The 13,680-nt window shown below is 63.6% G+C and carries 19 protein-coding genes; all 19 read right to left on the reverse strand.

Annotated elements, in window-relative coordinates; translation table 11 throughout:
• Positions 1-10 precede the first annotated feature (10 nt).
• Positions 11-2,182, reverse strand: a complete 2,172-nt coding sequence (locus IP65_RS01625; RefSeq protein ID WP_054130535.1) for a prolyl oligopeptidase family protein — start codon at positions 2,180-2,182, stop codon at positions 11-13.
• 80 nt (positions 2,183-2,262) lie between these two features.
• Positions 2,263-2,715 carry an RES family NAD+ phosphorylase gene (locus IP65_RS01630; protein ID WP_054130536.1) on the reverse strand — a complete coding sequence of 151 codons (453 nt, stop codon included), beginning with the start codon at positions 2,713-2,715 and terminating at the stop codon, positions 2,263-2,265.
• Positions 2,716-2,840: 125 nt separating this feature from the next.
• Entirely contained in the window at positions 2,841-3,266 is a 426-nt protein-coding gene (rplQ, locus tag IP65_RS01635; RefSeq protein ID WP_022675077.1) for a 50S ribosomal protein L17, read from the reverse strand.
• A gap of 151 nt (positions 3,267-3,417) precedes the next feature.
• Entirely contained in the window at positions 3,418-4,479 is a 1,062-nt protein-coding gene (locus IP65_RS01640) for a DNA-directed RNA polymerase subunit alpha (RefSeq protein WP_022675076.1), read from the reverse strand.
• A 121-nt stretch (positions 4,480-4,600) separates the two neighbouring features.
• Positions 4,601-4,990, reverse strand: coding sequence for a 30S ribosomal protein S11 (rpsK, locus tag IP65_RS01645; protein WP_008065643.1), 390 nt, complete (start codon positions 4,988-4,990; stop codon positions 4,601-4,603).
• A 57-nt stretch (positions 4,991-5,047) separates the two neighbouring features.
• Positions 5,048-5,416: a 30S ribosomal protein S13 gene (gene rpsM, locus IP65_RS01650; protein ID WP_022675075.1), complete on the reverse strand. Its 369-nt coding sequence runs from the start codon at positions 5,414-5,416 to the stop codon at positions 5,048-5,050.
• A gap of 337 nt (positions 5,417-5,753) precedes the next feature.
• On the reverse strand, positions 5,754-6,779 hold the full coding sequence (locus IP65_RS21640) for a hypothetical protein (protein WP_054130537.1): 1,026 nt from the start codon (positions 6,777-6,779) through the stop codon (positions 5,754-5,756).
• A 113-nt stretch (positions 6,780-6,892) separates the two neighbouring features.
• Complete coding sequence (locus IP65_RS01660) at positions 6,893-7,537, reverse strand: adenylate kinase (RefSeq protein WP_022675042.1); 645 nt, start codon at positions 7,535-7,537, stop codon at positions 6,893-6,895.
• 32 nt (positions 7,538-7,569) lie between these two features.
• Positions 7,570-8,937, reverse strand: coding sequence for a preprotein translocase subunit SecY (gene secY, locus IP65_RS01665; RefSeq protein WP_054130538.1), 1,368 nt, complete (start codon positions 8,935-8,937; stop codon positions 7,570-7,572).
• 190 nt (positions 8,938-9,127) lie between these two features.
• On the reverse strand, positions 9,128-9,607 hold the full coding sequence (gene rplO / locus IP65_RS01670; protein ID WP_054130539.1) for a 50S ribosomal protein L15: 480 nt from the start codon (positions 9,605-9,607) through the stop codon (positions 9,128-9,130).
• Positions 9,608-9,887: 280 nt separating this feature from the next.
• A complete protein-coding gene (gene rpmD, locus IP65_RS01675; RefSeq protein WP_022675045.1) occupies positions 9,888-10,064 on the reverse strand; it encodes a 50S ribosomal protein L30 in 177 nt (58 codons plus the stop codon).
• Between the two features lie 6 nt (positions 10,065-10,070).
• Positions 10,071-10,790 carry a 30S ribosomal protein S5 gene (gene rpsE, locus IP65_RS01680; protein WP_022675046.1) on the reverse strand — a complete coding sequence of 240 codons (720 nt, stop codon included), beginning with the start codon at positions 10,788-10,790 and terminating at the stop codon, positions 10,071-10,073.
• Between the two features lie 2 nt (positions 10,791-10,792).
• A complete protein-coding gene (rplR, locus tag IP65_RS01685; protein WP_022675047.1) occupies positions 10,793-11,143 on the reverse strand; it encodes a 50S ribosomal protein L18 in 351 nt (116 codons plus the stop codon).
• Positions 11,143-11,676: a 50S ribosomal protein L6 gene (rplF, locus tag IP65_RS01690; RefSeq protein ID WP_054130540.1), complete on the reverse strand. Its 534-nt coding sequence runs from the start codon at positions 11,674-11,676 to the stop codon at positions 11,143-11,145. Before rplF ends, rplR begins: the two co-directional genes overlap by 1 nt.
• A complete protein-coding gene (gene rpsH / locus IP65_RS01695; protein WP_022675049.1) occupies positions 11,676-12,071 on the reverse strand; it encodes a 30S ribosomal protein S8 in 396 nt (131 codons plus the stop codon). The genes rplF and rpsH overlap by 1 nt, the downstream gene beginning before the upstream one ends.
• 12 nt (positions 12,072-12,083) lie before the next feature.
• Positions 12,084-12,389: a 30S ribosomal protein S14 gene (rpsN, locus tag IP65_RS01700; RefSeq protein ID WP_022675050.1), complete on the reverse strand. Its 306-nt coding sequence runs from the start codon at positions 12,387-12,389 to the stop codon at positions 12,084-12,086.
• Between the two features lie 28 nt (positions 12,390-12,417).
• The gene (gene rplE / locus IP65_RS01705) at positions 12,418-12,999 is read right to left on the reverse strand and encodes a 50S ribosomal protein L5 (protein WP_022675051.1); all 582 of its coding nucleotides are present in this window, start codon (positions 12,997-12,999) and stop codon (positions 12,418-12,420) included.
• Complete coding sequence (gene rplX / locus IP65_RS01710; RefSeq protein ID WP_022675052.1) at positions 12,992-13,309, reverse strand: 50S ribosomal protein L24; 318 nt, start codon at positions 13,307-13,309, stop codon at positions 12,992-12,994. Before rplX ends, rplE begins: the two co-directional genes overlap by 8 nt.
• Complete coding sequence (gene rplN, locus IP65_RS01715; RefSeq protein WP_022675053.1) at positions 13,309-13,677, reverse strand: 50S ribosomal protein L14; 369 nt, start codon at positions 13,675-13,677, stop codon at positions 13,309-13,311. Before rplN ends, rplX begins: the two co-directional genes overlap by 1 nt.
• Positions 13,678-13,680: the final 3 nt, after the last annotated feature.

Consider the following 13,680-nt stretch of genomic DNA (forward strand, 5'->3'; position numbering starts at 1 on the left):
AAGATAGACTTCAGGGGCGCGGCGTCAGCCCGGTGAAATGGGCCAGGAACGCCTGCACATCGGCAGTTTCCTCGATCTGCTTGTCGATCGGCTTGCCCGAACCATGGCCGGCGCGCGTCTCGATGCGGATCAGGTGCGGCTTGGGCCCGATCGCGGCGGTCTGCAGCGCCGCAGTATATTTGAAGCTGTGCCCCGGCACGACGCGATCGTCGGTGTCGGCCGTGGTTACGAGGATGGCGGGATAGTCCACGCCCGAGCGCACGTTGTGATAGGGGGAATAGCGGCGCAGCACGCGCCAATCGGCTTCCTTTTCGGGATAGCCATAGTCATCCACCCAATAGCGCCCGGCGGTGAACTGGTCGAAGCGCAGCATGTCCATCACGCCCACGGCAGGGCTGGCCGCCGCAAACAGATCGGGCCGCTGGTTGGTCACCGCGCCAATCAGCAGGCCACCGTTGGAGCCACCCTCGATCGCCAGGCCGTGGCGCGGCGTCACGCCATTGGCGATCAGCCATTCGCCCGCGGCAATGAAATCGTCGAACACGTTCTGCTTCTTGTCGCGCCGGCCGGCATCGTGCCACGCATCGCCATATTCCCCGCCGCCGCGTAGGTTTGCCAGGGCAAAGGCGCCGCCGCTGTCGATCCAGGTCATGAAACCGGCGGAAAACCATGGGGTAAGCGCCACATTGAAGCCGCCATAGCCATAGAGCAGCGTGGGCAGCGGGCCCTTGGCATCCTTGCGGCGGACGATGAACATCGGCACCTTGGTGCCGTCCTTGCTGGGATAGAACACCTGCTCCACCCGGAAATCGGCCGGATCGAACGTCAGGTGCACCGGCTCCCACGGGGTGGTTTTCGCCGTGGCGGGATCGAGCGCCAGCACCGTGGCAGGCTGGGTAAAGCTGCTGAACGAGAGATAGGCATGGCGATCGCCGGGCCGGCCGCTCAGGCCCGAGGCGCTGCCGATGCCGGGCAGGCTGACCGCACCGGCCGGCTTGCCATCAAGATCGAACGCCAGGACCTGGCTCTTGGCATCGTGGATATAGCTGGCGAACAGGCGGTTGCCGGCAATGCCGACGGATTCGAGGTTGTCCTTGCTTTCGGGCACCACGGTATCGAAGCGCGGCGTGCTGCCCGACAGATCGACCCGCACGATCTTCTTGAGCGGGGCGCCATCGCCCGACACGAACCACAGCTGATCGCCCACGCCATCGACGAAATCCCATTGCGCCTTGAGATCGGGGATCAGTGCGGTAACCGGCCCAATCTTGCCGTTGGTGACGCGCGCAACGTGCACGGTGTTGACCGGATCGGTGCCCTCGCTGCTGGTGATCACCACCCAGCGCCCATCGCTCGAAACGCTGGCGCCGTGGCCGCGCTTGGGCAGCTCGGGCGTCGCGAACACCGGCTGATCGGCGCTTTGCGGCGTGCCCAGGCGGTGGAGCCACACCGTCTGGTTATAGTTCAGCGCCTGGAAGGCCTGGCCTTCCTTTGGCTCGGCAAAGCGGGAATAGAGCAGCGCATCGTTGCCCAGCCAGGCCAGGCCGGAAAACTTCACCCACTTGAGTTCGTCGGCCAGCGGCTTGCCGTCGGCCACGCCGACAAACTTCACCGTCCGCCAATCCGAACCGCCATCCTGCACCGAATAGGCCAGCAGGCGCCCGTCATCCGATGCCGCCCAGGCATCGAGCGCAGTGGCGCCATCCTTGGCCCAGGTATTGGGATCGAGCAGTACCCGTCCCTTGGTGCCCACCGGCGCATCGGCAGGGCGCACCAGCAGCTGCGACTGGTTCATCAAGCCGCTGTTCCAGCTGTAGAAGACCGAAGCGCCACGGCGCTGCGGCAGGCCAAACCGTTCGTAATCGATCAGCGCCTTCATCCGCTTTTCCAGCGCGGCACGCTCGGGCAACTGCTTGAGATAGGCTGCGGTATAGGCGCTTTGCGCCTGGACCCAGGCCGCCACCTTGGCATCGGTGCGCACGTCGGCTTCCAGCCAGCGCCAGGGATCAGACACCTTTTCACCGAAATGGTCTTCCACCAGCGGCACTTGCGGGCTGGCGGGATAGGGCGGCAGTGACGGCATGGCCTGGTCCTTGGCAAGGGTGGGCGGCGTCTGGGCAAACGCAACCGGGGTGGCAAGCGCAAGCGGGGCGGCCATGGCCAGCCACAAGCGGTTCTTCATCGCGATATCCTGACAAGACGGGGGGTGGTTTCGCAGGAAACTACCGCAGGATCGCCCCAGTGCAACAGACTTTGCAACGATCAGGAATAGCGGCCCAGCATCGGCGGGCGGTGCAGGCACTGAGCAAAGCGGAACGGCCGCACTGTCAGAGGTGGCACTGTGCCTGCTGCGGGATGATCGGCATTCATCAGGATGACGTCAGCCTCGGGCAGCACGGCCGACCGCACAGCCAGCAGCAGCGACCGCGCTGCGCCTGCGCAGGCATCGACAGACGCAATCGTGTCGGCGCGGTCAAGCCCATCGGGCACCCGTTCGGCCATGGCGGCAATCTCCGTCCACCCCAGGTCGAACGGCGTTTCGCAGGTTTCTGCCGGCTCTGCCAGATAGCGTTGCTGGACCAGCACGGCGAGGCCGGCCTCGCTGGCAAAATGCACGATGCGATGGCCGGGCGAGCAATAGCGCCCGCCAAAGCGCAATGCCCCTGCCCCGTCCAACGCGTGTTCCCCGGCCTTGACCAAACGCCATACGATCATGGGGCCGTTCTATGCCGGAGCCAGCGGGCGGGCAAGCCTATCACAACGCACGAAAAACGGGCGGAGCCTTGCGGCCCCGCCCGTGATCCGGTTCGTCCGATGGTGGGGCGCGATGCCCCGCCCGATCAGGCGTTTTCGAGTTCGTCTTCGTCGGCAGTCAGCACCGGACCCGAATCGAGGCCCTTGGCCGACGTGTCACGGTCCACCAGCTCGATCACGGCGATCGGGGCGGCGTCCGAGGCGCGGTAGCCGGCCTTGATGATGCGGGTGTAGCCACCTTCACGGTCGGCGTAGCGCGCGGCCAGAACTTCGAACAGCTTCTTTTCCTGCGCTTCGTCCAGCAGACGGGCGTGGGCAAGGCGGCGGTTCGACAGGCCACCATGCTTGGCCAGCGTGATCAGCTTTTCGACGTAGGGACGCAGTTCCTTCGCCTTGGGCGTGGTGGTGGTGATCTGCTCGTGCTTGATCAGGGCGGCGGCCAGATTGCGCAGCAGCGCAATACGGTGCGACGAGGTACGACCCAGCTTACGCTGGCCCAGCTTATGACGCATAACTCATTCTCCGTTTGTAGGGGGGCCGTGTGAGGTACCCCGATCCAGGCCGACTTGAGGGGCAGCCCGTTCCCTTTCGTGCGAGGTTGCAGCGCTATGCTGCGGCCAGGCCGGTACGGAAAAGCGTTCCGCGCCGGCCCTGCCCACCCAATCAGCCGAGCAGTTCCTGCTCGAGCTTCTTGGCCATTTCCTCGATGTTTTCCGGCGGCCAGCCAGGGATGTCCATGCCGAGGCGCAGACCCATCGACGAGAGCACTTCCTTGATCTCGTTGAGCGACTTGCGGCCGAAGTTCGGCGTGCGGAGCATCTCGGCCTCGGTCTTCTGGACCAGGTCGCCGATGTAGATGATGTTGTCGTTCTTCAGGCAGTTGGCCGAACGCACCGACAGTTCCAGCTCGTCCACCTTCTTGAGGAGGTAGCGGTTGAGCTGGTTGGCGTCGCTTTCTTCCGGCGCATGGGCGGCAACGCCGGCCAGCGACGGCACGTGGCCGGTCGGCACCTGGTCGTCGAAGTGGACGAACAGCGCCAGCTGGTCCTGAAGGATGCGCGCAGCATAAGCCACGGCGTCTTCCGGGGTGACGGTGCCATCGGTTTCGACCGAAAGGCTGAGCTTGTCGTAGTCAAGCTCCTGGCCGATGCGGGCGTTGTCCACCTTGTAGGACACCTGACGCACGGGCGAGTAGAGCGAGTCCACCGGGATCAGGCCGATCGGTGCATCCACCGGGCGGTTCGACACGGCCGGGACATAGCCCTTGCCGGTGTCGCAGGTGAGTTCCATGTTGAAGGTCGCGCCTTCATCCAGATGGCAGATCACCAGATCCTTGTTCATCACCTCAATGTCGCCGGTCACGGCGATATCGCCGGCCTTGACTTCGCCCGGCCCGATCGCGGAAAGCTGAAGACGCTTGGGGCCTTCGCCCTGCATCTTGAGCGCGATCTGCTTGACGTTGAGCACGATGTCGGTGACGTCTTCACGCACGCCGGCAAGCGACGAGAATTCGTGCAGCACGTTCTCGATCTTGATCGACGTAACCGCAGCCCCCTGAAGCGAAGAGAGCAGCACCCGGCGCAGCGCATTGCCGAGGGTAAGACCAAAGCCACGCTCAAGCGGTTCGGCAACGAAAGTCGCGCGACGCTTCGGATCGTGACCGGGCTTGATGTCGAGATTGTTGGGCTTCTTCAGTTCCTGCCAGTTCTTGATGTTGACAGTCATGGAATTCCCCTAGGGTTTTTCGAGAGCGCCGGCAGTCGGCCAGAAGGAAGCCGCAACCGGTCAAGATATTGGGCGGGTGTGGCGCGCGTGGTACCTCGCGCGCCACTCGCCAAAAGGCAGGTCAGACGCGACGGCGCTTGGAAGGACGCACGCCGTTGTGCGGGATCGGGGTCACATCGCGGATCGCAGTGATGGTGAAACCCACCGCCTGCAGAGCGCGCAGGGCGCTTTCGCGGCCCGAACCCGGACCCTTCACTTCCACTTCAAGGGTGCGCACGCCGTGTTCGGCGGCCTTCTTGCCGGCGTCATCCGCAGCCACCTGAGCGGCGTACGGGGTCGACTTGCGGCTGCCCTTGAAGCCCATCATGCCGGCAGACGACCACGAAATGGCGTTGCCCTGGGCATCGGTGATGGTGATCATGGTGTTGTTGAAGCTGGCGTTAACGTGCGCAACACCGCTGGTGATGTTCTTGCGCTCGCGGCGCTTAATGCGCTGAGGTTCGCGTGCCATGTGCTGAATTCCTGTCGAGAAACCGTTGGGAAGATCTAAAGCCTGAAAGGCCTGATCTTACTTCTTCTTGCCGGCGATCGGCTTGGCCTTGCCCTTGCGGGTGCGCGCATTGGTGTGCGTGCGCTGGCCACGAACCGGCAGGCCCTTGCGGTGACGCAGGCCACGATAGCAGGCCAGGTCCATCAGACGCTTGATGTTCATCGCGGTTTCGCGACGCAGATCGCCTTCCACGGTGTGTTCAGCGTCGATCGCTTCACGGATCTGGAGCACTTCGGCGTCCGACAGATCCTGAACGCGACGGGCGTGATCGATGCCGAGCTTGTCGGCGATCTGGCGGGCCTTGAACGAGCCAATGCCATGAATGTAGGTCAGCGCCACGATCACGCGCTTGTTGGTGGGGATATTGACCCCGGCAATACGAGCCACTTGTTTCTCCGTTTGCTCCACAGAGCGCCGAATCGAAATTGGCGCCCTATCTCATCGCGACAACACCCGCCAAAAAACGCCAAATTGCAGCCCGCGCAAGCACTTGCCCCGGACTTCAAATGACCCTTCTCGTTCGAGTGAAAGGCGCGCTTAAGCTTTTTGCAGGGAAAGGTCAACCACAAAGGGCACGTTCCCCACGCAGACGGGTGAACGTGCGGCCCTCCATGAGCACGGGGGCCAGCTTTGGTGACACCATCCTTATACGCCACAAGCGCCGCGTCGCAAAGCACGATTCGCGTGCGGGCGTGATCCGCCCGTACCGTGCCGGCACGTCTTGTCAGTGATCGCTGCCCGGCCCCATGGCAGCGTCGAATGCGGCCTGCGCGTCCTTTTGCGCGGTCGCTTCATCACGCGGCGCCGCCGCGGTTGGCTGGGCCGCAGGCTTGGGCTTGGCGGGTGCGGGCTTGGCCGGAGTGGCCCTGGCCGGCGCCGGCTTTTTGGCGGACTTGGCCGCTGCCGCCTTGCCTAGTGCTGCTCTGGCCACAGCCGGCTTGGCCGAAGGGGCCCTGGCCGCTGCTGGCGCAGGGGTGTCGTCGGAAACGACCAGCCCGTCATCGTCGGCAACGGCTGGCGCCGTGGTGCGGCTGCGCGCCGGGCCCGGCGGCAAGCTGGGCAGACCACGCAGGGTGCCGAGCGGACGGCCGCTGAGCGGTGCGCCATCGGGATCAAGCGAAGGGCCCTGCGGTGCGTTGCGCGAGACCGGCGCCGAGTCGCCGTTGTCAGAACGGTCAGCCGGGGCTTTGGGGGTAATGATCGGCACGGCGCCATCGCCGGCCAGCGCGCCGCCCAGCTTGTCGGCCAGGCCGGCGATCTGCTGCCCCAACATGCGATCGACTGCCGGTGCGATCTGATCCATGCGATAGCGCATGTAACCGCCCACGACATATTCGATGAGAATGCGCGTACCGCGATCACCCGCCTTCAACGTGATCGTCATGGAGCCGAGCACGGCCTCGCTTTGCAACGGGCCGAGCGCGCCGGTCATGCGCAGCGCGCGCCCTGGCTCGACATAGACCACGCGCATGTGCTGGACGCCGCCGGCCAGGGCCCCTGCCCCGCCTTGCTTGCTCGCCGGCAGCTTTTCACAGAAACAGCCGCCCGGCACCGGATCGAGCGTCAGGTTCGCCGCTTCCCCGGAAAAGGTGTGCTCGCTTGACCACCAAGTCGCCGGCTTGACCAGTGTGCGCCAGGCCTCGGGTGTAGAAGCGCCAACGTCAACCGTCTGGCGAATGACAAAGCCGTTGTCGTCGCGCGCAACGATCTCGGCATGGGCGGGCACGGCCAAAGCCGCGTTGCCCGCCACGGCGGCGAAAAGCAGCCCCGCGACCCTGCTTGAAAGCCGTGATCGCACTAGGCACACTCCTTTTCGCCGCAACGTTTCCAGGCTTCCCACGATAGTCGGAAAGCCTGGGTGCTTTAAGCCAGAATCGCCTCGATCGAGGCGGTCACGGCATCCATGTCCGCCATGCCGTCCACGCGCGCCACGATGCCGCGCGCTTCATAGATCGGCAGGATCGGTGCAGTCTTGGCGCGATACTCGGCCATGCGCGTGCGCACGGTTTCCTCGTTATCGTCAGGACGGCGCTTGAACTCGTGGCCACCGCACTTGTCGCACGTGCCGGCAACCTTGGGCTGCTCGAACGTGTCATGATAACCCTTGCCACAGGTGGCGCAGGTGTAGCGGCCAGTAATCCGCTCGACCAGGGCGTCTTCGTTCACGTCCAGCTCTATCACGTGATCCAGCTTGCGGCCACGGCTGGCCAGGATCGCATCGAGCGATTCGGCCTGCGCCGCGGTGCGCGGGTAGCCATCGAAGATCGCGCCGGTACCGGCGCCCATCGCATCGAGTTCGTCACCGATCAGCGCCGAGACGATCTCGTCAGAGACCAGCTGGCCCGCTTCCATCACGGCCTTGGCCTTGAGGCCAACTGGCGTGCCGGCCTTGACGGCGGCGCGCAGCATGTCGCCGGTGGAAAGCTGCTTGAGGCCATGACGTTCGACCAGGCGTTGGGCCTGGGTGCCCTTGCCAGCGCCCGGCGGGCCGAGAAGAATGATATTCACTTTGGCAGTCCCCCTCTTCGACACCTGCGCGATCAGCGCAGTCGGCCCTTCAGCTTGGCCTTTTTGATCAGGTCGCCATACTGGTGCGCCAGCAGGTGCGACTGGATCTGGGTGATCGTATCAACCGTGACGTTGACCACAATCAGCAAGCTGGTGCCACCGAAGAACAGCGTGCCCATCCCTGTCTCGGACATGATCCATTCCGGGATGACGCACACGAACGTGATATAGGCGGCGCCCAGCACGGTGATGCGCGTCAGCACATAATCGAGATACTTCTCGGTGTTCTTGCCGGGGCGGATGCCGGGGATGAAGCCGCCATTGCGCTTGAGGTTTTCGGCCGTTTCTTCCGGGTTGAACACCACGGCGGTGTAGAAAAAGCTGAAGAACACGATGCCCAGGGCATAGAGGAGCATATACAGCGGCTTGCCGTGGCCCAGGTACTGGTTGAGGCCGATGATGATCTTGCCCGTGGTCGTATCAGGCGAGATCGACTTGCCGGCGAACTGGGTAATGGTCAGCGGCAGCAGCAGCAGCGAGCTGGCAAAGATCGGTGGGATCACGCCGGCGGTGTTGAGCTTGAGCGGCAGGTGGCTGCGATCGGCGGCCATCATGCCGCGCTGCGTGGCGCGCTTGGGATACTGGATCAGCAAGCGGCGCGTGGCGCGTTCGAAGAAGCAGATCAGCACGACGACGCCGAGGATCAGCGCGATCACGCCCGCAATCACGAAGCCATTGAGCTGACCCGAGCGACCCTGTTCGAACAGGTTGCCCACGAACTTGGGCATCTGCGCGACGATACCGGCCATGATGATCAGCGAGGTGCCGTTGCCGATGCCGCGCGCGGTGATTTGCTCACCCAGCCACAGCAGGAACATGGTGCCGCCGATCAGGCTGATCACAGCGGTAACGCGGAACAGGAAGCCGGGCAGCACAACCGCCTGGATACCGCTCGACGCGCCATAGGCTTCAAGCCCGGTAGCGATCGCATAGCCCTGCACCGCGGTAAGGAACACGGCGCCATAGCGGGTGTACTGATTGAGCTTCTTGCGGCCGCTTTCGCCTTCCTTCTTGAGGGCGGCGAGCGCGGGGTGAAGCGAGGCGGCCAGCTGCACCACGATCGAGGCCGTGATGTAGGGCATCACGCCCAGCGCGATGAGGCTCATGCGCTGGAGCGAACCGCCCGAAAAGGCGTTGAAGATATCCAGGATCCCGCCGCGCGTCTGATTGTAGAGCGTTTCGAGGATCAGCGGGTTCACGCCGGGCAACGGCACGAAGCTCAAGAAGCGGAACACGATCAGCGCACCGACCGTGAACCAGATGCGGTTCTTCAGTTCGGTCGCCTTCGAGAAGTTCGACAGGTTGAGATTGCTGGCGATGTTATCGGCGCGGGATGCCATGGTCGGGTATCAAGCCTTGCTGTGGCCCGCTCTGGCCGACGCCCGATCCCGAAATTCGCTTTCGGATATGTCAGGCCTCGCCCGGCGGGCTGCGCGTCAATATGGTGCGTTCAATACTGTACGGGCCATATAGGACGGGCGCAGGGATGCAATAACCCCCGCGCCCGCTTTACGCGATAATTAAAAGGTCTCAGGCTTCGGCGGCAGCCTTGGTCACGGCCACTTCAACCGCGCCACCCAGCTTTTCCACCGCGGCCACGGCACCCTTGGAGGCGCCAGCAACCTTGAAGCTGACCTTGGTGGTCAGTTCGCCCTTGGCGAGCAGGCGCACGCCGTGCTTGCCGCCACGGGCAAGACCAGCAGCCTTGAGCGCGGCGTGATCGACCACGCCCGACACGTCGAGCTTGCCAGCGTCGATGAACTTCTGGATCATGCCCAGGTTCACTTCGGCATAGTCCTTGGCGAAGATGTTGTTGAAGCCGCGCTTCGGGATGCGCATGTGCAGCGGCATCTGGCCGCCTTCGAACCCGTTGATCGAAACGCCCGAGCGCGCCTTGGCACCCTTCTGGCCACGGCCAGCGGTCTTGCCCTTGCCCGAGCCGATGCCACGGCCCACGCGCATGCGCCCCTTGCGGGCGCCGCCATTGTCGGAAATCTGGTTAAGCTTCATGAGATGCACTCGCTTTCGCTTTGAGTCGCGCTGATAGGAAGAGGCGCCCTTAGTGGGTCGGGGCCAGCTTGTCACCCCCTGAGGACGAGTCTTGATCGGATTGCAGCTCGCTAGCGCTAGCGCCCTTCGACAGGCTCAGGGCGAACGGGGTGGGAATTTGGTGCGATTGCCGTTCGGGCTGAGCTTGTCGAAGCCCCTTCCCCCGGAACGCCAAACGAAAAGCCCCGCGCACCAGACGATGCGCGGGGCTTTTCTGAAAGCTCTGCTCAGAGGGCTATGGTCAGTCGACCACGGCCACCATGTGCGGCAGCTTGGCAATGGCGCCACGGGTTTCAGCGGTATCTTCCACTTCAACCACGCGGTTCATCTTGCCCAGGCCCAGGCCGATCAGAATCTTCTTCTGATGTTCCGGGCGACGAATCGGCGAACCGATCTGCTTGATCTTGATCGTAGCCATGACCGATTACTCCGCGATGGCTTCGGCAGCGGCTTCGGCTTCGACCTGCGAAGCACCACCACGACCGAGCAGATCAGCGACCTTCTTGCCGCGACGCTGGGCAACAGACTTCGGCGAAGTCTGGTCCTGCAGCGCGTCGAAGGTGGCGCGGATCATGTTGTACGGGTTCGAAGTGCCGACCGACTTGGTCACCACGTCGTGCACGCCCAAGCTTTCGAAGACGGCGCGCATCGGGCCGCCCGCGATGATGCCCGTACCGGCCGGGGCCGAACGAACATTGACCTTGCCCGCACCGAAACGGCCCTTGCCGTCGTGGTGAAGGGTGCGGCCTTCCTTGAGCGGAACGCGAACCATCTTCTTCTTGGCAGAAGCAGTGGCCTTGGTGATGGCTTCCGGCACTTCGCGGGCCTTGCCGTGACCGAAGCCAACGCGACCCTTGCCATCGCCGACCACGACCAGAGCCGCAAAGCCGAAGCGCTTGCCGCCCTTCACGGTCTTGGAGACGCGGTTGATGTGAACGAGCTTTTCGATCAGCTCTTCACCCTGGTCCTCGTCATTGTTGTTGCGGCCACGACGGTCGTCGCGACGGCCACGGCCGCCACGTTCACCGCGTTCGCCACGCTCACCGCCACGGCCACGACCGCGACCGCGACCTTCGCGCTGCTCGCCACCGGTCTGTTCGACGGGGGCAGCGGCATCGCCCTGCAGGTTGGTTTCGTCAGCCATGATCAGAACTCCAGGCCGCCTTCACGGGCAGCATCAGCCAGCGCCTTGACGCGGCCATGGAACAGGTAACCGCCACGGTCGAAGACGACGGTGGTGACACCGGCTTCCTTGGCCCGTTCGGCGATCTGCTTGCCCACCAGGACAGCAGCGTCGACATTGGCGCCGATCGACTTCTCGCCCTTCACCAGCGAGGAAGCGGCGGCCAGGGTACGGCCGGCAGCATCGTCGATGATCTGCGCGTAGATGTGACGGCCCGTGCGATGCACGGAGAGACGCGGACGACCGCCAGCACGTGCCTTGAGGGCAGTGCGGACGCGGCGACGGCGGCGATCGAAGAGAGACAGCTTGGCCATTACTTCTTCTTCCCTTCCTTGCGGAAGATGAACTCGCCACGGTACTTGATACCCTTGCCCTTGTAGGGTTCGGGCTTGCGCCAGCGGCGAATTTCGGCCGCAACCTGGCCGACCTTCTGCTTGTCGATACCCGAGATTTCGACCGTGGTGTTATCCGGGGTCTTGATCTCGATGCCTTCCGGCACGGCGAAATCGACGTCGTGGCTGTAGCCGAGCTGCAACTTCAGGTTCTTGCCCTGAGAATTGGCACGGTAGCCGACGCCGGTGATCAGAAGGACCTTGGTATAGCCTTCGGTCACGCCGGTAACGAGGTTGGAAACGAGCGTGCGCTGCATGCCCCAGAACGCGCGAGCGCGCTTGGTATCGTTGGCAGGCTGCACCGAGATCGCACCGTCTTCGACGGCGTAGTTGATCTCGTCGACGAGCGAGAGCGTGAGGGTACCCTTGGGGCCCTTCACGGTCAGCACGCCGTTCGCGATGTCAGCGGTGACGCCACTCGGGATCGCCACCGGCCTTTTGCCGATGCGGCTCATCAGAACACCTCCGCCAGCACTTCGCCACCGACGTTGGCAGCACGTGCTTCGGCATCCGAAAGCACGCCCTTCGGCGTCGAGACGATGGTGATGCCCAGGCCATTGCGCACAACCGGGAGTTCCTTGGAACCCGAGTAGACGCGGCGGCCAGGCTTGGAGACGCGGGCCACATGCTTGATCGCAGGCTGGCCTTCGAAGTACTTCAGCTCGATGCGCAGCTGCGGGTGAACGCCAGTGGCGTCTTCGCTGAAGCCGCGGATATAGCCTTCGCGCTGAAGAACTTCGAGAACGTGTGCACGCAGCTTGGAAGCGGGCGAGAGGACCGAGTCCTTCTTCGCCTGCTGGCCATTGCGGATGCGGGTGAGCATGTCACCCAGGGGGTCGGTCAATGCCATCGTAGAGGCTCCTTACCAGCTCGACTTCGTCACGCCGGGGATGAGCCCCTTGTTGGCGAGATCGCGCAGTTCGATGCGGCAGAGACCGAACTTGCGGTAGTAGCCACGCGGGCGGCCGGTGGTGTTGCAACGGTTGCGGACACGCGTGGGATTCGCGTTACGCGGCAGCTCGGCCATCTTCAGACGGGCAATGAGGCGCTCGGTTTCTTCGAGCGATTCATCGTCGGCCTGGGCCTTGAGCGCGGCGTACTTGGCCGCAAACTTTTCAACGAGCTTCTTACGACGCTCGTTCTTGTTGATCGAACTCAGTTTCGCCATGGACTTAAGCTCTTTCCTATGACTGGCTTCAGGCGGCCTGCGCCTGTTCGGCGGCTTCCTGCGGGAACGGGAAACCGAACAGGCGAAGCAGTTCACGTGCCTCGTCGTCGGTCTTGGCGGTGGTGGTCACGATGATGTCGAGACCGCGCACCTTGTCGATCTGATCGTAGCTGATCTCAGGGAAAATGATCTGTTCCTTGAGACCCATCGCATAGTTGCCACGGCCGTCGAACGACTTCGGGTTCAGGCCCCGGAAGTCGCGGATGCGGGGCATTGCGATGGTGATCAGGCGGTCAAGGAATTCGTACATGCGTTCACGGCGCAGGGTAACCTTGCAACCGATCGGCATGCCTTCGCGCAGCTTGAACTGCGCGATCGACTTCTTGGCCTTGGTGATCACGGGCTTCTGGCCAGCGATCAGTTCCATTTCGGCTGCAGCGGTCTGGACCTTCTTCTTGTCCTGGCTCGCTTCGCCAACGCCCATGTTCAGCGTGATCTTGTCGATCCGCGGAATTTCCATGTCGTTCTTGTAGCCGAACTTCGCCTTCATCGCGGCTGCGATTTCAGCGTCGTACTTGCCCTTGAGGCGCGGAGTGTACTTGTCAGCCATCGATGGCCTCCCCGGACTTGACGGCCACGCGAACCTTCTTGCCATCGCGGGTTTCGAAGCGGACGCGGGTGGGCTTGCCATCCTTGTCGGCCACGGCAACCTTCGAGATGTGCATCGGCGCTTCAAAGCGATCGATGCCACCCTGCGGGTTCTGCTGGCTGGGCTTGCGGTGACGGGCAGCGACGTTCACGCCGGCCACGATGACCTTGTCTTCCTTGGGAAGAACCTGGAGGACGGTGCCGGTACGGCCCTTGTCCTTGCCCGTGCGAACGACGACGTTATCGCCCTTCTTGATCTTGGCGGCAGCCATTACAGCACCTCCGGAGCAAGAGAGATGATCTTCATGAAGCCCTTGCCGCGCAGTTCGCGCACCACGGGGCCGAAGATACGGGTGCCGATGGGCTCTTCGTTCTTGCCGACGAGCACAGCAGCGTTGCCGTCGAAGCGAATCACGCTGCCATCGGGACGACGAACGTCCTTCTTGGTGCGCACGATAACCGCGCGATGGACGTCGCCCTTCTTGACACGGGCGCGGGGCTGCGCCTCCTTCACCGACACCACGATGATGTCGCCGACGCTTGCGGTACGACGCTTAGACCCGCCCAGCACCTTGATGCACTGGACGCGCTTCGCGCCGCTGTTGTCCGCGACGTCGAGATTGGATTGCATCTGGATCATTGA

Origin of the sequence: Novosphingobium sp. AAP1, assembly GCF_001295765.1 — a bacterium.
In the GTDB taxonomy this organism is placed as follows: Bacteria; Pseudomonadota; Alphaproteobacteria; order Sphingomonadales; family Sphingomonadaceae; genus Novosphingobium; species Novosphingobium capsulatum.

What these genes read in the sequence shown, in the direction of transcription:
- IP65_RS01625 (WP_054130535.1), bottom strand. Translation starts at nt 2,182, where the DNA reads ATGAAGAACCGCTTGTGGCTGGCCATGGCCGCCCCGCTTGCGCTTGCC.
- IP65_RS01630 (WP_054130536.1), bottom strand. Translation starts at nt 2,715, where the DNA reads ATGATCGTATGGCGTTTGGTCAAGGCCGGGGAACACGCGTTGGACGGG.
- rplQ (WP_022675077.1), bottom strand. Translation starts at nt 3,266, where the DNA reads ATGCGTCATAAGCTGGGCCAGCGTAAGCTGGGTCGTACCTCGTCGCAC.
- IP65_RS01640 (WP_022675076.1), bottom strand. Translation starts at nt 4,479, where the DNA reads ATGACTGTCAACATCAAGAACTGGCAGGAACTGAAGAAGCCCAACAAT.
- rpsK (WP_008065643.1), bottom strand. Translation starts at nt 4,990, where the DNA reads ATGGCACGCGAACCTCAGCGCATTAAGCGCCGCGAGCGCAAGAACATC.
- secY (WP_054130538.1), bottom strand. Translation starts at nt 8,937, where the DNA reads ATGGCATCCCGCGCCGATAACATCGCCAGCAATCTCAACCTGTCGAAC.
- rplO (WP_054130539.1), bottom strand. Translation starts at nt 9,607, where the DNA reads ATGAAGCTTAACCAGATTTCCGACAATGGCGGCGCCCGCAAGGGGCGC.
- rpmD (WP_022675045.1), bottom strand. Translation starts at nt 10,064, where the DNA reads ATGGCTACGATCAAGATCAAGCAGATCGGTTCGCCGATTCGTCGCCCG.
- rpsE (WP_022675046.1), bottom strand. Translation starts at nt 10,790, where the DNA reads ATGGCTGACGAAACCAACCTGCAGGGCGATGCCGCTGCCCCCGTCGAA.
- rplR (WP_022675047.1), bottom strand. Translation starts at nt 11,143, where the DNA reads ATGGCCAAGCTGTCTCTCTTCGATCGCCGCCGTCGCCGCGTCCGCACT.
- rplF (WP_054130540.1), bottom strand. Translation starts at nt 11,676, where the DNA reads ATGAGCCGCATCGGCAAAAGGCCGGTGGCGATCCCGAGTGGCGTCACC.
- rpsH (WP_022675049.1), bottom strand. Translation starts at nt 12,071, where the DNA reads ATGGCATTGACCGACCCCCTGGGTGACATGCTCACCCGCATCCGCAAT.
- rpsN (WP_022675050.1), bottom strand. Translation starts at nt 12,389, where the DNA reads ATGGCGAAACTGAGTTCGATCAACAAGAACGAGCGTCGTAAGAAGCTC.
- rplE (WP_022675051.1), bottom strand. Translation starts at nt 12,999, where the DNA reads ATGGCTGACAAGTACACTCCGCGCCTCAAGGGCAAGTACGACGCTGAA.
- rplX (WP_022675052.1), bottom strand. Translation starts at nt 13,309, where the DNA reads ATGGCTGCCGCCAAGATCAAGAAGGGCGATAACGTCGTCGTTCGCACG.
- rplN (WP_022675053.1), bottom strand. Translation starts at nt 13,677, where the DNA reads ATGATCCAGATGCAATCCAATCTCGACGTCGCGGACAACAGCGGCGCG.